Source organism: Granulicatella sp. HMSC30F09 (assembly GCF_001806915.1).
Taxonomy (GTDB): Bacteria; Bacillota; Bacilli; order Lactobacillales; family Aerococcaceae; genus Granulicatella; species Granulicatella adiacens.
Genome location: NZ_KV786423.1, coordinates 61203 through 78016, shown reverse-complemented (window position 1 = coordinate 78016; position 16814 = coordinate 61203). Strand labels below are relative to the sequence as shown.

At 39.8% G+C, this 16814-nt stretch carries 20 protein-coding genes; all 20 read left to right on the top strand.

Annotation, left to right across the window (positions count from 1 at the left end):
- The first annotated feature begins 11 nt into the window (after positions 1-11).
- The 20 genes from HMPREF3103_RS04665 to HMPREF3103_RS04575 all read left to right on the top strand — a co-directional run bounded on the left by HMPREF3103_RS04665 (position 12) and on the right by HMPREF3103_RS04575 (position 16802).
- Complete coding sequence (locus HMPREF3103_RS04665) at positions 12-464, top strand: ArpU family phage packaging/lysis transcriptional regulator (RefSeq protein ID WP_070437654.1); 453 nt, start codon at positions 12-14, stop codon at positions 462-464.
- Positions 465-733: 269 nt separating this feature from the next.
- A complete protein-coding gene (locus HMPREF3103_RS04660; RefSeq protein ID WP_070437651.1) occupies positions 734-1276 on the top strand; it encodes a site-specific integrase in 543 nt (180 codons plus the stop codon).
- A gap of 252 nt (positions 1277-1528) precedes the next feature.
- A complete protein-coding gene (locus HMPREF3103_RS04655; protein ID WP_070437648.1) occupies positions 1529-1873 on the top strand; it encodes an HNH endonuclease in 345 nt (114 codons plus the stop codon).
- A 92-nt stretch (positions 1874-1965) separates the two neighbouring features.
- Positions 1966-3429, top strand: coding sequence for a phage portal protein (locus tag HMPREF3103_RS04650; RefSeq protein WP_070437645.1), 1464 nt, complete (start codon positions 1966-1968; stop codon positions 3427-3429).
- A 38-nt stretch (positions 3430-3467) separates the two neighbouring features.
- The gene (locus tag HMPREF3103_RS04645) at positions 3468-4385 is read left to right on the top strand and encodes a hypothetical protein (RefSeq protein ID WP_070437642.1); all 918 of its coding nucleotides are present in this window, start codon (positions 3468-3470) and stop codon (positions 4383-4385) included.
- Between the two features lie 13 nt (positions 4386-4398).
- Complete coding sequence (locus HMPREF3103_RS04640; protein WP_070437639.1) at positions 4399-5811, top strand: terminase large subunit; 1413 nt, start codon at positions 4399-4401, stop codon at positions 5809-5811.
- 84 nt (positions 5812-5895) lie between these two features.
- Positions 5896-6357: a capsid assembly scaffolding protein Gp46 family protein gene (locus tag HMPREF3103_RS04635; protein ID WP_070437636.1), complete on the top strand. Its 462-nt coding sequence runs from the start codon at positions 5896-5898 to the stop codon at positions 6355-6357.
- Between the two features lie 24 nt (positions 6358-6381).
- Positions 6382-7287: a phage major capsid family protein gene (locus tag HMPREF3103_RS04630; RefSeq protein WP_070437633.1), complete on the top strand. Its 906-nt coding sequence runs from the start codon at positions 6382-6384 to the stop codon at positions 7285-7287.
- A gap of 9 nt (positions 7288-7296) precedes the next feature.
- The gene (locus tag HMPREF3103_RS09690) at positions 7297-7425 is read left to right on the top strand and encodes a hypothetical protein (RefSeq protein WP_256365584.1); all 129 of its coding nucleotides are present in this window, start codon (positions 7297-7299) and stop codon (positions 7423-7425) included.
- Positions 7425-7817 carry a phage Gp19/Gp15/Gp42 family protein gene (locus HMPREF3103_RS04625; protein ID WP_070437630.1) on the top strand — a complete coding sequence of 131 codons (393 nt, stop codon included), beginning with the start codon at positions 7425-7427 and terminating at the stop codon, positions 7815-7817. The genes HMPREF3103_RS09690 and HMPREF3103_RS04625 overlap by 1 nt, the downstream gene beginning before the upstream one ends.
- Positions 7807-8142 carry a hypothetical protein gene (locus HMPREF3103_RS04620; protein ID WP_070437627.1) on the top strand — a complete coding sequence of 112 codons (336 nt, stop codon included), beginning with the start codon at positions 7807-7809 and terminating at the stop codon, positions 8140-8142. Before HMPREF3103_RS04625 ends, HMPREF3103_RS04620 begins: the two co-directional genes overlap by 11 nt.
- The gene (locus HMPREF3103_RS04615) at positions 8135-8371 is read left to right on the top strand and encodes a hypothetical protein (protein ID WP_070437624.1); all 237 of its coding nucleotides are present in this window, start codon (positions 8135-8137) and stop codon (positions 8369-8371) included. Before HMPREF3103_RS04620 ends, HMPREF3103_RS04615 begins: the two co-directional genes overlap by 8 nt.
- A complete protein-coding gene (locus HMPREF3103_RS04610) occupies positions 8368-8706 on the top strand; it encodes a hypothetical protein (protein ID WP_371440381.1) in 339 nt (112 codons plus the stop codon). Before HMPREF3103_RS04615 ends, HMPREF3103_RS04610 begins: the two co-directional genes overlap by 4 nt.
- A 16-nt stretch (positions 8707-8722) precedes the next feature.
- Positions 8723-9289 carry a phage tail tube protein gene (locus HMPREF3103_RS04605; RefSeq protein ID WP_070437621.1) on the top strand — a complete coding sequence of 189 codons (567 nt, stop codon included), beginning with the start codon at positions 8723-8725 and terminating at the stop codon, positions 9287-9289.
- 4 nt (positions 9290-9293) lie between these two features.
- Positions 9294-9551: a hypothetical protein gene (locus tag HMPREF3103_RS04600; protein ID WP_070437618.1), complete on the top strand. Its 258-nt coding sequence runs from the start codon at positions 9294-9296 to the stop codon at positions 9549-9551.
- 11 nt (positions 9552-9562) lie between these two features.
- On the top strand, positions 9563-9940 hold the full coding sequence (locus HMPREF3103_RS04595; protein WP_070437615.1) for a DUF5361 domain-containing protein: 378 nt from the start codon (positions 9563-9565) through the stop codon (positions 9938-9940).
- Entirely contained in the window at positions 9940-11952 is a 2013-nt protein-coding gene (locus HMPREF3103_RS04590; RefSeq protein ID WP_070437613.1) for a phage tail protein, read from the top strand. Before HMPREF3103_RS04595 ends, HMPREF3103_RS04590 begins: the two co-directional genes overlap by 1 nt.
- Positions 11952-12692, top strand: coding sequence for a phage distal tail protein (locus HMPREF3103_RS04585; protein ID WP_070437610.1), 741 nt, complete (start codon positions 11952-11954; stop codon positions 12690-12692). Before HMPREF3103_RS04590 ends, HMPREF3103_RS04585 begins: the two co-directional genes overlap by 1 nt.
- Positions 12689-14770: a phage tail spike protein gene (locus tag HMPREF3103_RS04580; protein ID WP_070437607.1), complete on the top strand. Its 2082-nt coding sequence runs from the start codon at positions 12689-12691 to the stop codon at positions 14768-14770. The genes HMPREF3103_RS04585 and HMPREF3103_RS04580 overlap by 4 nt, the downstream gene beginning before the upstream one ends.
- Complete coding sequence (locus HMPREF3103_RS04575; RefSeq protein ID WP_070437604.1) at positions 14763-16802, top strand: DUF859 family phage minor structural protein; 2040 nt, start codon at positions 14763-14765, stop codon at positions 16800-16802. The genes HMPREF3103_RS04580 and HMPREF3103_RS04575 overlap by 8 nt, the downstream gene beginning before the upstream one ends.
- Positions 16803-16814 lie beyond the last annotated feature (12 nt).

Below are 16814 nucleotides of genomic sequence, written 5' to 3'. Positions count from 1 at the left end.
GGAGGAGTTAGATGAAGCTAGATACTAAGGCCACGATTGAAGGAATAACTGAAGTATTAGAACATTATAAGACTCTCAAAAAGATTGCAGGAGATAATTATGTGAGTAAGATTACAGCAGTATTCTCATTCGAGCCTAGAAGTTACACAGGGACTGTGCGCAATCCTATTGAAGAACATATTGTCAGACAAGAAACAGCCAGAAGTTACATGGATAAGATAGAGCAAGCTATTAATAAGATACGTGATCCGTATTATCGGCAGGTTTTAATTGAGAAGTATGTTAAGAGTAATATAAGCGACATTGCTATCTATATGGACTTAGAGTATTCATCGACAGAATTCTATAGACTTCTCGATAAAGCCAAAATAGAATTTGCGCATTATTATGATGGCGGCTCATTCTTAAAGTATGAGAAAGGAAAGAGTGTCAAAGATTTGTTTGATTTTCTGGGAGAACTTTGAAAGTAATTTGAAAGTTTAACAGTAGAGAAACAAGTTATAATGTTAATATAGAAAAAGTGGGAAATAAAGATGAAGCTGCGGAAACAACTTCATCAAAGCCAGTCCTGGAAAAGGTGTATCCAAGTTAGTAGCATGGACGACTGCTAACAGTGCCGTATTGGATGTAGAGTGGTTCGACTCCACTCACGGCAATTCCCTAATAAACCAACAAAAACTGTCAAAGAGCGTGCTGCAATGTGCGCTCTTTAGTTTTTAAGAAAGGAAACAGTATGAACTTCGTAGAACCTATTCGCGATCCTGATGACATCCAGGCTATGAAAGATTATTTAAAAGAATGGAACGAACGTAATTACATGCTGTTCGTATTTGGAATTAATCTTGGATTAAGAATCAGTGACATTATCAAATTAAAAGCTAAGGATGTTCAAGGGCAGTATGTGAACATCAGAGAATTAAAGACAGGTAAGATTCTCAAAAGAAAGATGAACAAGTCTTTCAAGAAGGAAGTACAAGAGTACATCAAAGATATGAACCCACATGATTATCTATTCAAAAGCAGAAAAGGGAAGAATAAAGCAATCACTCGTGAAGCTGCTTACTACATTCTGAAAGCTGCAGCGGAAGATATCGGCATTGAGAACGTTGGAACGCACACAATGCGTAAAACTTTTGGATACCATCATTATAAGAACAATAAAGATGTAGCGATGTTAATGGTCCTATTTAACCACGCAAGTCCAGATATTACACTTCGATATATTGGGATTCAACAAGACCAACAAGATAAATCGATGGACGATTTCTACTTATAATGATGTTCAATTTAACATAATGAGAAAATGTAAATTCAAAAAAGGGAAGTAAAAAAAACATTGTTATATCAATGATTACGAGCGTTGCTCGAATTTAACACAATATAAGATATGATAAATTCAAAAAGACTCCGAAGAGTCCTAAAACAAGATGCCAAACTGCCACTAGCTATATGCACAGACACGCTCTGATAGTGGCTTTTTTAATGTTTATACAATAAAAAATACCCACCTACCCTCAAAAGAAAGGAGATGGCATTTGAAATGGTCCGTCCAGATAGAATTGGCCCCCATAGAGTCGCGTACGAGAAAAATAAGAAGATAATACTGAAAACTCAGAATATCTGTGGAATTTGCGGAAAGCCTGTCGATACAAGATTGAAGCATCCGCATCCACTATCACCAGTGATTGACCACATTATTCCGATAAACAAGGGAGGACATCCAAGTGACATAGCCAACCTGCAGCTTGCTCACTGGACATGTAATAGAGAGAAATCAGATAAATTATTCAATCAAGCACGAGAAATCAAACAAACCGTAGGGAACCGAAATTTGCCACAAACTAAAGATTGGACAAATTACGTTCCAGACTAGAGGGGGGAGGGTACCTACCCTGCAGCTCTCGCGACCTTCACGCAGTCACTGTACATATTTTCTCGCGCCAAAAACACGAAAAGGAGAAAGAAATGGAACTAAAAGGCAAAGCATATCTGCAGAACAAGCTGAATCTATATCGCAGCAGAGTATTAATGCGATATGACTATTATTCAATGCAGAAACTTGACAATTCGGATGGAATTACAATTCCAGCACAGATTAGAGATAAATATAAGACTGTTCTGGGATGGACTACAAAAGCAGTAGACAGCCTAGCCGATAGATTGGTGTTCAGAGAATTTGCAAACGACAATTTTAACGCTAATGAGATATTCCGATTTAACAATCCAGATATCTTCTTTGATTCAGCAATCCTATCTGCACTGATTGGTTCATGCTGCTTCATTTATATATCGAAGGATGAAGAAGGAATGCCACGCTTGCAAGTTATCGAGGCAAGCAATGCGACTGGTGTGTTAGATCCAATCACTAACCTATTAACAGAAGGCTATGCGGTGCTAAAACGAGGAGAAAACAACACTCCTACCTTAGAGGCATATTTCACTCCAGAAGAAACAATCTTCTATCCAATCAATGAAGAGCCTTACTCGATTGAAAATCCTACTGGAATTCCATTACTGGTGCCAGTAATTCACAGACCAGACGCTTCTAGACCGTTTGGGCGTTCTCGTATCACTCGCTCTGGAATTGATTATCAGAAGACAGCACAGCGCACTATTGAGCGCTCAGAGGTAACTGCTGAGTTCTATTCATTCCCTCAAAAGTATGTGCTTGGAGTTAGCCAGGATGCACAGCCAATGGAAAGCTGGAAAGCCACTATTTCAAGCTTCATCATGTTTACTAAAGACGATGACAGAGATAAGCCTACTGTAGGGCAGTTCACTGCAGCAAGCATGACTCCATTTGTTGAGCAGCTCAAGATGGCTGCTGCTGGATTTGCTGGAGAGACTGGATTAACACTTGATGATTTAGGCTTCGTGTCAGACAATCCGTCAAGCGTTGAAGCTATCAAGGCAAGCCATGAGAACTTAAGACTTGCAGGGAAGGCTGCACAGCGTTCTCTAGGCTCTGGACTTCTTAATGTAGCGTATGTATCTGTATGTCTACGCGATGAAATGCGCTACTTGAGAAAAGAATTCTCTAATACAGTACTCAAGTGGGAACCGCTGTTCGAAGCGGATGTGTCGGCACTATCGCTATTAGGTGATGCCGTTTCTAAATTTAATCAAGCAATGCCTAACTTCTTGACTCCAGACATTATCTACGATTTGAGCGGAATTAAAGGAAATATGGATGTTAAACCTGCTCAAGAGGTAATAGAGCCAAAAACGGAAGTTAGTGATCATGGAGCTGATAAACAGAAAAATAGAATTATCTCAACTTATGAGATAACTTCACTGCTAAGTAATTACCAGAAAGGTGTCCTTTCTAAAGAAAATGGAATCACGCTGCTTATGTCAACAGGAATGAGCGAGGCAGAAGCCACAGAAATGTTGAATAAGACTAAAATTGAAGATAAAACTGCTGAATAATGATGTGTTAGCAATAAATGTGAAAGGAGCTGATATGAATGGATGATATTGTTCCAGATTTGCTTGAAAAAATTCAAAAAGATTTCTTTGCAGCTGCTGAGAATAATCCAGAATTAAAAAGATTGCTGCTTCTATTAACAAATGGCAAAGCTAACTTCATCGATGCGCATGAATTTGCCGTATCGCTCGGAAGGCTAATCTCAGAGGCTCTACAGCAGAACATTAGCAGTGCTGTTCTACCAGATGGAAAAATGTATTACAACATTGCAGAGCGTATCTTAAACGATGTACTAGGAACTAACCACAAGATGGTTAGTTCTTATGCTATGAGAGTGCAAGAAACGCTTAACAAAGAAGCTGGAATTGGATTGAAGTCGATTCAAGCGCCTATAAATCAAGCGAGAATAGACAGCTTAATCAATCGCATAGCTTATGAGAATACATTTGATGATGTTTCATGGATTCTAGGCGAACCAGTAGTGAATTTTAGCAAAAATGTAGTAGATAAGCATATTCAAATTAATGCTGACTTTCATTACAATGCTGGACTGCAGCCGAAAATCATCCGCAGCACGGATGGTAACTGTTGCGAATGGTGCGACAGAATAGCGGGTGTGTATCACTATCCTGGTGTGAGTAGAGATGTGTTCAGACGGCACGATAGATGTACATGCACTATTGATTATCATCCAGGCGATGGCAAGAAGCAGAATGCCTGGTCTAAGAAGTGGAGTAATGAGGTTAATACGCGTGCTGCATTTAATAAGCAGCGTGAGAGTGATGTGGCAGATAATCTAGCATCCGAAGACAGAAGAGAATATCAAGCCATGGTTAAGAAGCTTGGGCGAGCAGCAATGAATAACATCTCATTACAAGATTTTGTAAATCAAAAAAATCAAAAGAGCTCAGCATATCTTGAATTAAAAGACAAAGCTGCTAAAAAGGCTGGAAAATAGAAAGGATGATTGAGTGGCTAGGAAGAAATATGGGAATCAAATTCCTACACAAGCTGTCCTCTTGCCATTTGTCAAAAAGCGTTCTCTAGCTAAAGAAGCCATTGAGATATACGAGAAGACAGGACTGTCATGTTATACATGGCAACAAAAGCTTCTGGAGCCTGTTATGGCTTTAGATAAAAAAGGCTTGTGGGTTCATCAAAAATTCGGATATTCAATCCCACGGCGAAACGGAAAGTCTGAGATTCTCTACATAGTTGAATTGTGGGCGCTGCATAAAGGATTGAACATCCTGCATACGGCACACAGAATCAGCACATCTCATTCATCTTTTGAAAAGGTGAAAAAATACCTTGAAAAAATGGGTTATAAGGATGGAGAAGACTTCAACTCTATCAGAGCTAAAGGTCAAGAACGTATTGAGCTGTACTCTACTGAAGGAGTAATCCAGTTCAGAACGAGAACATCGAACGGTGGTCTCGGTGAGGGGTTTGATATCTTAATTATTGATGAAGCGCAAGAGTACACCACAGAGCAAGAATCAGCTCTGAAATATACAGTCACAGATAGTGATAATCCTATCACTATTCTATGTGGAACACCTCCAACACCAGTCTCCAGTGGAACTGTTTTCTCTAAATTTAGGGAAGCATGCCTGTTTGGTAAAGCTAAGTATTCTGGATGGGCGGAGTGGTCAGTTCCAGAAGAGAAGGATATTACAGATAAAGAAGAATGGTATAAAACGAATCCATCTTTAGGATATCACTTGACAGAACGAAAAATCGAAGCAGAGCTTGGTGAGGATAAGCTGGATTTAAACATCCAGCGGCTTGGCTATTGGCCTAAATATAACCAGAAATCAGCTATCTCAGAGACAGAATGGGAAGAGTTGAGAATTGAAGAAATGCCTAAATTTAAAGGGCAGCTATTCGCTGGGATTAAGTATGGTCAAGATGGTACGAACGTTTCATTAAGTATCTCTGTTAAGACAGATTATGGAGATATATTCGTTGAGGCTGTTGATTGCCAATCTGTTCGAAATGGTAATGACTGGATTGTGTCATTTATTAAAAAAGCAAACGTTGCTCAAGTTGTTATCGATGGCGCTTCTGGACAAAAGGTGCTATATGACGAATTAAGAGAGTATGGGATAAAAAATGTCGTGCTGCCAACGGTTAAAGAGATAATCGTAGCTAATGCTCTATGGGAGCAAGGCATTTACCAAAAAACAATTTGCCACTCTGGGCAACCTTCGCTGTCAAAGGTTGTAACAAACTGCGACAAGCGAAATATTGGCTCGAATGGTGGCTTCGGATATCGTTCACACTTTGATGATATGGATATCAGCTTAATGGACAGTGCGCTATTGGCACACTGGGCATGCGCTACGGCTAAGCCTAAGCGCGTTCAAAAAATCAGTTATTAAACTAAAAGCGGCTATTTTTATAGCGGCTTTTTTAAATAAAAAAATTACTGCACTCACAGGTTAAAGAGGGAAAGGAGACATTATATGTCTGAAAACACAACATTTACACAAGAAGAGCTTAACAAGATTGTTAGTGAACGAATTAAACGCGCACAAGCAAAAACTGAAGAGCTTGAAAATCGTGTGAAGGAATTGGAAGAAGAAAGAGCTGGATTGCTTTCAACAATCGAGGCAAATAATCAGCTGCTCATCGAGAAAGATGGCCTTATTAGCGCTAAAGAGGCAGAATTCGCGGAGCTGCAGAAAGTCTCAGACGGATACAAGGCATCACAGCTTAAGACTCAAATTGCTGTTCGTAATGGATTACCTTACGACTTAGCCGAACGACTTCAAGGAAGCGATGAAGAGAGCTTGCAAGCCGATGCAGAACGATTATCTGCATTTGTTAAACAAAAACAAGTAATCGCGCCAATGAAATCGAATGAGCCAGAAGTTGATTCAAGAACAGCAGCAGTGCGACAAGTACTGCGACAATTAAACCAATAAAACAAAAGAAAAGAGGAAATAAATATGGCAGAAAAAACAGCATTAGAAGCAGGAACATTATATCCACCGCAATTAGTAAAAGAATTATTTTCAAAAGTAAAAGGGAAATCAGCATTAGCTAAAGTTTCAAAACAAGATCCAGTTCCTCAAGAAGGAAAAGAATACTTTGTATTTAACCTAGATGGAAATGCACAAATCGTTGGCGAAGGCGAGCAAGTAAAAGCTGGTAAAGCAGATATTGCGCCTAAAGTAGTTCGCCCTTATGAAATCATGTATCAAGCTCGCGTATCAGATAAATTCTTAACAATGAGTGAAGATAAACAAATTAATTTCTTAGAAGCATTTAATGAAGGATTTGCTAAAAAACTTGCAGAAGCGATTGATATCGCAGCTATCCATGGTTTAGAGCCTAAATCAATGACGGATGGAACATTCAAAGCTACTAACTCATTTGATGGCCAAGTAACTACTAACGTTGTAACTTATGCAGAAGGTTCTATTGAAGGTAATATCGATGCTGCAGCGAACACAATCACAGCAACTGGAGGAGTAGTTAACGGAATCATCTTCTCTCCTCAAGCGACAAGTGCTATGGCAAAAGTTAAAGAAAATGGTGTAACTCAATATCCAGAATTCAAATTTGGACAATGCCCAGAAGTATTCGCTACCATGGCTGCTGATTCAACAAAAAACATGATCCCAACAGGCAGCAACACTGCTAAGAAAGACCATGTTCTCATTGGAGATTTTGCAAATAGCTTCAAATGGGGTTATTCTGACGCAATCTCATTAGAAGTAATTCAATTTGGTGATCCAGACGGCGCTGGACGTGACTTAAAAGCTCATAATGAAGTGTGCTTACGTACAAAAGCAAGCATTGGATGGGGCATCTTAGATGAAACAGCCTTCGCACGCGTTGAAGAAGCGTAGGGCAGCGATATGAAATATATCAATAAAGATAATGGTGTCATCATTGAGTCAGACAGCACTCTGTCTGGCTCATGGGAGCCATTAGAAGAGCCAAAGAAGAAAACAACTAAAACGAAAGAAGCAAAGGATGATGAGTAATGGCTTCATTTGCTACTTTAGACGATTTACAGAAGATGTGGAGAAATCTGCAGCCTACTGAGAGAGAAAGAGCAGAAGCGCTTCTTGACACAGTATCAGACATGCTGCGTGAAGAGGCTTATCAATACGGCAAAGACTTGGACAATATGATTCTAGAGCGCGGAAGCTTTAGAAACGTTGTTAAGTCTGTGACTGTCGATGTTGTATCTCGCGCTCTAATGACATCTACGAATCAAGAGCCGATGACACAGTTCGCACAGAGCGCAATGGGTTACTCGGTTAGTGGCTCGTATTTAATTCCAGGAGGCGGCATCTTCATTAAAGAGTCAGAAAAGAAACGATTGAAACTAACAACTCAAAGATTTGGAGTGATTGAGCCTTATGGAAATTAAAGGAATTACAGTCACTCTATATCAAACTGTCAAAACTGGCAGCGATGGATTTGGAGCTGACATCTTCGAAGAGCAGGCTGCTCAAGTAGAGGATGTCCTTGCTGCTCCAGCAAGTGCTGATGATGTTATTAATTCAGTGCAGCTTGAAGGGAAGAAAGCAGTCTATCTGCTGGGGATTCCTAAAGGAGACACTCACGAATGGGAAGATAAGACTATCGAATTCCTTGGTAAGAAGTTCCGTTCATTTGGCCCTGTCCAGGAAGGGATTGAGGAGCTAGTTCCTACTCGTTGGCATAAGAAAGTGATGGTGGAACGATATGAGTGATTTCAAGCTAAAACTTAATAGTAAAGGTGTACGAGATATGCTGCGCTCACAAGAGATGCAAGCAATGCTCAGAGATCGCGCTGAAGCAATCAGAGGGAGAGCTGGAGATGGATATGAAGTATCTACTATGGCAGGAAAGACTCGTGCCAATGCGAGTGTTAAAGCTTCCACCGTAAAGGCCATTATGGACAATAAGAAAAACAATACTCTTCTGAAGGCGGTGAGATGATGATTCTTGAAGTAATCCGTAATTTCTTAGCTACTAAACTTGATTGCAAAATAGTCATGGAACGCGTAGCTAAGATGCCAGATAAGTTCGTATTAATCGAACAAACTGGAGGGGGAAAGAGAGAGCATCTCAAGTCTTCAACTATTGCATTTCAGAGTTATGATTCAAGTCTGTACAAGGCTGCACAATTGAATGAAGCGGTTAAGCTGGCAGTTGAGATGTTAGTCGAACTAGATGATGTATCTAGTGTATCGCTTAATAGCGACTACATATACACAGATACGGAAAGTAAAAAATATAGATATCAAGCAGTATTTGATATCAAACACTATTAATTAAAGGAGAATTGTGATGGCAGAAAATAAAAACGATGTTACAAAGGTAACTACCGCAAAGCCTAAAGTCGGCGGTGCCGTGTTCGTGGCGCCATTAAAAACAGCATTACCAGAAGATGCAAAATCTGAATTAGATGCAGCATTCAAAAATCTTGGATATATTTCAGAAGATGGAATTAAGAATGAAAACACAGCATCTACTCAAGACATCAAAGCATGGGGCGGTGCTGTTGTTAATTCGTCACAAAAAGATAAGACAGATAAATTCAAAATGACATTTATCGAGGCTTTAAACATTGATGTTCTTAAATTCATTTATGGCAAGTCAAATGTTGAAGGATCTCTTGAAACAGGTATCAAAATTAAAGTAGGTTCAGATGAAGCTGAAGAGCAAGCAATGGTTATCGATTCTGTGTTAAAAGGTGGATACTTGAAACGAGTTGTCATTCCTATTGCTAAATTGACTGAAATGGGTGAAATTGAATACTCAGACTCTAACACACACGGTTATGAAAGTACTGTATCTGCATTCCCAGATACTGATGGATTCACTCACTACGAATATATTTCAAAGAAGGGGTAATTAAATGATTACAGGAACAACAGAAGCAGGATTCAATTACAGTCTATCTAAAGAATTGCTTGAGAGTTACGATTTTTTAGATGCACTTTCAAAAGTCGAAAAAAGTGTGTTATATCTTCCAGATTTGGTAGAGCTACTCTTTAAGGATGAGGCTAAAGCATTCATTGATAGTATGCGCAATGAGCATGGACTAGTCTCAAAAGATGATGTAGTTACTACTATCAAGGCACTTTTCGAAAATGAAGAATTAAAAAAATCTTAATCCTCGCTAAAATGATAGCGACTGATGAAGACGCGCTTATCTGTGATCTTGCTGAAACATATCAAATATACGATTACAGACGGCTGCCATTAAAAATGGTGGCCGTTTTTTCTTTTGGTCTGAGAGAAAATTCCAGAATCAAAATGAAGATGAATGATATCGAAGTTCCGTTTGAGACTATGCTGCTCGCTGGAATACAGGACAAATTAAACGTGTTGATATGGCAGCAGACAAAAGATGGCATGAACGGTCGCAACTATCCTAAGTCAATGGTTGCTACATTGATAGGCTCTCAAGAAAAAGCGAAAACTAGCGACTTAATTGGATTTGAATCAAGCGAGGACTTCTTAAAAGAAAGAGAGAAATTGTTAAGAAAGGATGATGAATAATGGCAACAGAATTAGGGGCTGCTTATGTTCAAATTATCCCATCAGCGCAAGGAATTAAGGGCATGATTCAAAAAGCAATGGGACCAGAAGCAGCAAGCTCTGGAGAACAATCAGGAACCAGCTTCATGAGCGGATTTAAGGGTGCGGCATTGAAAGCCGCTGCAGCACTTGGAATTGGTGCGGCTATTAAGAGTGGTATATCTGCTGCACTAAATGAAGGAGCTGCCTTGCAACAGTCTTTAGGTGGTATCGAAACACTATTTAAAGGTAGTGCAGATATCGTTAAAGGATACGCAAAAGAAGCATACAGAAGTACTGGATTATCTGCTAACGCATATATGGAAAATGTGACAGGATTTAGTGCGAGTTTGCTTCAATCATTAGGTGGAGATACTGCGAAAGCTGCAGAAGTGGCCAACATGGCGATGATTGACATGGCCGATAACTCAAACAAGATGGGTACTTCAATGGAAAGCATTCAGACGGCCTATCAAGGATTTGCTAAACAAAACTATACCATGTTGGACAACTTAAAACTCGGTTACGGTGGTACAAAAGAAGAAATGCAGCGCTTATTAAAAGATGCAGAGAAGCTCACTGGAACTAAATACGACATCAACAATCTGAATGATGTGTATCAAGCTATCCATGCGATTCAAGAGAATCTCGATATTACAGGAACTACTGCAAAAGAAGCCTCAACGACTTTTACTGGTTCATTTAACGCGATGAAGGCTGCAGCACATAACTTGCTCGGCAATTTGGCACTTGGAGAGGATTTAGGGCCATCTCTAAGAGCATTAGTAGATACTGCGAAGACATTCCTTGTAGACAACTTCTTGCCAATGCTCTGGAATATCGTTAAAGGTGTGCCAGACATTCTAAAATCAGCTTTTGACTTGGCCAAAGAAGCTATAGGAGAGAACTTGGGTTCAATCATGGACTCAGTGCCAGGCTTGCTACAAATGGGGCAAGATATGATCATGGGTATTTACAACAGCGCTCTAGCAGCAATCCCAGAACTGTTGAACATTGCAAGTGATATCGTTAATGGACTTGTTGAAGCATTTATGCAGAACGGCCCATCAATCTTACAAGCTGGTATAGACTTTGTGTTCCAATTAATTGATGGATTGGTTCAAGCAGCTCCAGGCATTTTACAAGCTGGAATTGACTTAGTTTCATCGCTGCTACAAACAATCTACAGCAACGCGCCTCAATTTATTAATTCTGGATTTGAAGTTATTCGTAACTTAATCAGTGGAATCATCCAGAGAATTCCAGACATTGTGAACACAGGAATCAATATGATTACTAATCTAGTTACTACAATCTGGAACAACTTGCCTCAAATCTTGAACGCTGGTGTGCAAATTATATCTAGTTTAATCAAAGGTATAGCCAAAATGATTCCAGAAGTACTTGGCAAGATAGTGAATATGGGTGGCGAGATTGTTTCAAACTTGAGCCATATTGATTTGTGGTCAGCAGGTAGTGCTATCATCAACGGATTCTTAAACGGTATAAAATCAGCGTTCGAGGGCGTTAAGAACTTTGTTGGGGGCATTGCTAACTGGATTGCTGAACACAAAGGCCCAATCAGCTATGACAGACGATTATTAATCCCACACGGAAATGCAATCATGGACAGCTTACAAGAAGGTTTACAGCTCGGCTTCCGAGGTGTTAAGACTACTGTTCAAGCTATCGCAGAAGGTATTAACGATGTAGTAGACAAGTATCTTGATAATCAAGTGTTCAATGATGTCGAAATCGGCAGCAGTGTGGCTGTAGCTGGTGGAATTCAGTTATCTAAGCAGCAAGCTGCTCAAATGAGCGCATGGAAGCCAGAAAAAGTCAAAGACGATGCAGAAACAGATATCAAAGTAGTAGAACTCCACACTACTGTAGAGTTAGATGGGAAGAAAGTAGGAAAACAAATTACACCTTATGTAACAGACGAGCAAGCAAAAAACAATAGAAGAGAGAATAGAAAGAGAGGTGAACGCTAATGTTTAGCTTCAAAGTTAATGGCCAAGAGCTTGGCGATTTATTAATAATTAATAATATTGATTTTGGATTCAGTCCAAGCATTAGCACCACTTCTAATAAGTATGTTCTTGCTGATGGTGAGCGTTTTATTCGTAGACGATTCGGAAAAAGAGTGATTAAAGTCAAATTCACTCTTTTAGGTGATCGCATTGAGAAGAGCAAGATTGCTCTTCAACGTGCGCTGCTAGTGCCTGGATTGAGTCGCTTTGAGTTTGGTTATCAGCCAGAGGTGTATTATGAGGGCATCGTGGCTGGAACTACTGACTACAATCTGATTACATTCAGATATTCAGAAGGCTCATTTGAAATTCACTGCTTCAATCCTTTTGCAATCTCGAAAACTGAAAAGGCTGCAAGAAGAGAATCGAACAAGCTAATCTTCAACAATGAGGGAACAGCTCCTGTATATCCTATTTACAAATTCACTGCAGAAAAGGCGTATAAGATGATATCTTTCGCCCATCCTAATGGAAAGATAGTGCAGTACGGCTACGAGAATGGCCCAGCAGTGATTAATACTAATGACTTAGTTGTGTTTGATAGTGCTGAGAACAAGCTCACTATCAACGGTGAACGTAAGTACATCAATGCAGCAAGCCAAGTGTTCTCTATCCAAACTGGAATTACAGAAGTCGCTATTCTTGGCGATGACAATAAGATTCCAGTCGTAGATGCTACATTTAAGGAGCGGTGGATATGATAACAATTACAAATAGACGATACGAAACACTCTGCCAGTTAAGCTTTGACTTAGCTGGCGGTTTAATCGCGTATGATGATTGGTTTGAACAAGATCTAGACACTGGAATTGGAACCTATGAGTTTACAGTAGACAAGGACGGCAATCCAGAGATTGAGAAAATCATCAATGGCTGTTATGTATTCGTTATAGACGGAACTCAGACACGAGGCTTCGAGATTGTATCGATTGAGCAAGATAACGACAGTAAGACATTCTACTGTGAAGACGGTGGCCTTGATTTGCTTGGAGAAACAGTGTGGCCACTAGACGGCACCTCTAGGACTCTCAAAGAGTACTTTGCTGCTGCTTCCTTAGATTCTGGCTGGGAAATCGGAGTGAACGATGTTCCAGATAGTAGCAAGCGCAGCATTAAGGTTGAAAGCTTCGAGACTGCCGTTAAACGCATGAGAAGGATTGCTAAAGCATTTGATGTAGAGCTGAGCTTCAGCTATGAATTCGTTCATGGCAAAGTACATCGTAAACTAGTGAACTTTCACAAAAGAATTGGAGAGGATAAGAAGATTCGTCTAGAGTATGGAATTAACGTAAGTAAGATTACAAAGAAAGAAAGCATTGAACATCTTGCTACAGCGTTAAGAGCTCACGGTGCAGACGGATTAACACTGCAAGGATATAAATACGATGATGGCCGCTATTGGGTGGGTGGAGACACTCTTCATGACATCCTGGAAGGCAAACGCTGGAGCCGTCATGATAACGTTGAAAGAGATGGTGGTTACATCGTAGATACTTACCAGAGTGAAGCTAAGACTCAAGAAGAACTCTTTAAAGAGACGATGCTACAGCTCAAAAAAAGAGCTTATCCAGAGGCTACTTATGAAGTAGATATCACTCTACTTCCAGAAGGCACCTCTATCGGTGACAGTGCCTCTATCGTGGATAATGACTATCTGCCAGCTATTCAGATTGAAGCTCGCATCGCTAAACTGAAAAAGCAACTGTCCCAGCCTAACATCGGTAAAGTTACAATTACTAATGTTGTTGAAAATCCAGACACAATCTCTGAGAGGGTGCAGCGTTTGAGTACATTGGTTAAAGAACGCTTGTTTGACTTTACGGAAGTGCCATTTGTAATGACAATCCATTCTACGGATGGTGTAATATTCCAGAACAGCAATATAGCGACTAAATTAATTGCCAGTGTCAGTAAGATGGACATTCCAATGAATAACCGTTTTTCCTTTCGATGGAAACGCGTGAGCAAATATGGTACAGACGATGCTACATGGAATCAACAACACACAAGTAGCAGCAATGAATTGTCAATTACTGTCAACGATGTTGATAGGGAAGCCTCCTTTATCTGTGAAGCCATCGAAGGAAATCAAGTTGTTGCAAGTAGCTCGATTGTTATCAAAGACTTTATTGTTAACAAATCAATAGGGCCAACTCCTCCAACAAATCCTAGTCCTGGAGATTTGTGGACTGATACGAGCATTCCTGGAAAGGATGTTCCAAAAATTTACACAAATGGCGAATGGAAGCCTGTTTTAAACAAAGATGACAAAGAGCTGGAACGACTTCAAAAAGAATTTGAAGATCGTAATAGGGAACACGCTAACCAATACGCTAAGGTCATGGAGATTATCAATAAATCTCAAGTAACAGAAGACACATTCAGAGATTTAACTGGACGATTCAGCAGTCTTGAAGAGTCTTACAAGCGAATTCAAGAGACTGCGGAAGAGATTCGAGGACTGGGTCAGAGAACAAAAGCAGTAGAGCTTAACATCGAGCAATCAAGAGTTCTTCTTAATGCTCTCTCAACATATTTCAACGTTGATGAAGATGGAATGCTCATCGGGAAAAATGGTAATAAATTGCAAACTCGATACACAAACGAGCGCATGGAATTTATCGATTCGGGCCGTGTCGTAGCGTATGTGTCTGGCCAACAAATGAATATTGTTAGCGCCACATTCTGGAATTCCGTTACTATTGCCAATCATATATTTGAAAAATACGATAACGAGTTCACTGTAATATCATACGTAGGAGGTGCTGTAAATGGTTAGGATAGAGAAATATACTAGTAGCGGATATGCAAAGCTTGCAATGGAAGTTACTGAGACTACTTACAGCATTGAGAACAATGATTCACCAGTTCAGTATAATCTGTGGTTAGAGAGAGGTAGTACTTGGGTTTATGACTTAAATAATGAGACGTGGGCAGAAGCTACGATTAACGGCCAGACAGTAGTTAATAAGTATGTAAGCTTTGATTTAAGAAATACAAACAGAGTGCTTCTAGGCAGTGGAACTATTACAATCCCTCACAACGATGACGGCAGCAAAACAATCACATTCTTGGCAAGAATTTTGAATGTTGCAGATCAAGGAGATATTAACTGGTTCAGTGGAGCTCTTGATTTAACAAATATCCCACGCGCCAGTGCTATCGGCTCAGTTACTGCTACAGAACTTGGGCAGCCAGTGACTATCAAAATCAATAAAAAAGTTGACGAGTTTAGGCATCAAGTCTGGTGGCAAGTTAACGACAGCGGTTGGATTGATTTAAGAACTGGACATGATTCAAATGTGCAGTTCACAGTTCCAATAGATTATGCAGCACGTATCACTAACAGCGATACTGGACTTCTAGATGTCTGTGTACGCACATTCAAAGGCAATGGCAAGATTGGAAACGATGTATATCAGAGAGGAATTGGCATTAAAGTTCCTGCTTCTATCGTTCCTACCCTTGAAGATGTCACGATTACTGAAAGAACAGCACAATTAGCAGAATTCATTCCTGTTGGCAATTTTGTAAAAGATAAATCTGTCATGAGAGTTGAAGCAAATAACGCAGCAGGCACTCATGGCTCAACTATCGTATCTACTGAGTTAACTGTGGATAGTTTAGTGGTTAGAGCAGCAATAGGAGACTTTCCAGCAAACAAAGCTGGTAATTTAGAAGTTACGGCTAAAGTTACTGACTCACGCGGAAGAACCGCGACAAAGTCAAAAACTATCAAAGTATGGGATTACTACGCACCTAAAATTATAGGCTTCCTGGCCAATAGAACAGGTAACGGTACTAATAAAACTATCATCGCAACAGTTGCCGCCAATGTAAGTCCATTAGTGATTGATGGAATTAATCGAAATCCTTATACTCTTAAAATCCAGTATTCAGCTAAGAAGGCTAATAGATGGATTGATGCCGTAAATCTCACGAATGAGAGTACAGAACGGATTAACCGCCAAATTGACTGCGGATCATTCTATGAGATTTCTAAGGCATATAATGTGAGATTAGTAATCCAGGATAAACTGAGCGACTTAGTAGACTCTGTGCTTGTAGTACGCTCATCCAGAGTATTGTGGGCTTGGGGTGACAATCGCGCTGCAATTGGTGGATTCCCAGAATTGGATGGACATTTTGAGTCATTCCTTCCAGTTGCGTTCCATAGTAGCTTAAATGTTGAAGATGGTCTTATGTCCAGAGGAAAGCCAATCCAGGAATTTGCACTCACATCTAGAGATGGTAAGTCGTTAAAATATAATGGAGATCTTAATAATTTAAGAACAGCAGGGTGCTACCATGCTTTTGGTGTGCAGCATAATCCGACAGGAACAAATAATTATGGATATGTGAATGTTACTACTCACAGTACAGATAATAATTTCTGCGTTCAAATATATATCCCTTTCAATCAAGATTCTATTTTCATGAGACGATGCGAATCTGGAATCTGGAAGAATTGGGTTATAGTATCTACAAACGAAGTAGAAACATCTTGGAAAACAGCTACATTAACAGAAGGATGGAAACACTATACCGACTATGGTAACGTTCAGTATTCTAAGACTAGTGATGGGATGGTATTTATTCGCGGGACCTGTAAAGACGGAAACACAAAGACTGAATCAGTTATATTCAATCTGCCAGAAGGCTATCGACCTAGATCTGGAATATTTAAGACAGGATTAAATAATAGTTACGGACTCGCTATTATCGCGGTTTATCCTTCAGGAAACGTAGTCGTAAAAGGCAATGTAGATTCAAAGTGGTTAAATTTAGATAATGTAACATTTAAAATTTAAGGAGGCACATAC

What these genes read in the sequence shown, in the direction of transcription:
- HMPREF3103_RS04665 (WP_070437654.1), top strand. Translation starts at nt 12, where the DNA reads ATGAAGCTAGATACTAAGGCCACGATTGAAGGAATAACTGAAGTATTA.
- HMPREF3103_RS04660 (WP_070437651.1), top strand. Translation starts at nt 734, where the DNA reads ATGAACTTCGTAGAACCTATTCGCGATCCTGATGACATCCAGGCTATG.
- HMPREF3103_RS04655 (WP_070437648.1), top strand. Translation starts at nt 1,529, where the DNA reads ATGGCATTTGAAATGGTCCGTCCAGATAGAATTGGCCCCCATAGAGTC.
- HMPREF3103_RS04650 (WP_070437645.1), top strand. Translation starts at nt 1,966, where the DNA reads ATGGAACTAAAAGGCAAAGCATATCTGCAGAACAAGCTGAATCTATAT.
- HMPREF3103_RS04645 (WP_070437642.1), top strand. Translation starts at nt 3,468, where the DNA reads ATGGATGATATTGTTCCAGATTTGCTTGAAAAAATTCAAAAAGATTTC.
- HMPREF3103_RS04635 (WP_070437636.1), top strand. Translation starts at nt 5,896, where the DNA reads ATGTCTGAAAACACAACATTTACACAAGAAGAGCTTAACAAGATTGTT.
- HMPREF3103_RS04630 (WP_070437633.1), top strand. Translation starts at nt 6,382, where the DNA reads ATGGCAGAAAAAACAGCATTAGAAGCAGGAACATTATATCCACCGCAA.
- HMPREF3103_RS09690 (WP_256365584.1), top strand. Translation starts at nt 7,297, where the DNA reads ATGAAATATATCAATAAAGATAATGGTGTCATCATTGAGTCAGACAGC.
- HMPREF3103_RS04625 (WP_070437630.1), top strand. Translation starts at nt 7,425, where the DNA reads ATGGCTTCATTTGCTACTTTAGACGATTTACAGAAGATGTGGAGAAAT.
- HMPREF3103_RS04620 (WP_070437627.1), top strand. Translation starts at nt 7,807, where the DNA reads ATGGAAATTAAAGGAATTACAGTCACTCTATATCAAACTGTCAAAACT.
- HMPREF3103_RS04615 (WP_070437624.1), top strand. Translation starts at nt 8,135, where the DNA reads ATGAGTGATTTCAAGCTAAAACTTAATAGTAAAGGTGTACGAGATATG.
- HMPREF3103_RS04610 (WP_371440381.1), top strand. Translation starts at nt 8,368, where the DNA reads ATGATGATTCTTGAAGTAATCCGTAATTTCTTAGCTACTAAACTTGAT.
- HMPREF3103_RS04605 (WP_070437621.1), top strand. Translation starts at nt 8,723, where the DNA reads ATGGCAGAAAATAAAAACGATGTTACAAAGGTAACTACCGCAAAGCCT.
- HMPREF3103_RS04600 (WP_070437618.1), top strand. Translation starts at nt 9,294, where the DNA reads ATGATTACAGGAACAACAGAAGCAGGATTCAATTACAGTCTATCTAAA.
- HMPREF3103_RS04595 (WP_070437615.1), top strand. Translation starts at nt 9,563, where the DNA reads ATGATAGCGACTGATGAAGACGCGCTTATCTGTGATCTTGCTGAAACA.
- HMPREF3103_RS04590 (WP_070437613.1), top strand. Translation starts at nt 9,940, where the DNA reads ATGGCAACAGAATTAGGGGCTGCTTATGTTCAAATTATCCCATCAGCG.
- HMPREF3103_RS04585 (WP_070437610.1), top strand. Translation starts at nt 11,952, where the DNA reads ATGTTTAGCTTCAAAGTTAATGGCCAAGAGCTTGGCGATTTATTAATA.
- HMPREF3103_RS04580 (WP_070437607.1), top strand. Translation starts at nt 12,689, where the DNA reads ATGATAACAATTACAAATAGACGATACGAAACACTCTGCCAGTTAAGC.
- HMPREF3103_RS04575 (WP_070437604.1), top strand. Translation starts at nt 14,763, where the DNA reads ATGGTTAGGATAGAGAAATATACTAGTAGCGGATATGCAAAGCTTGCA.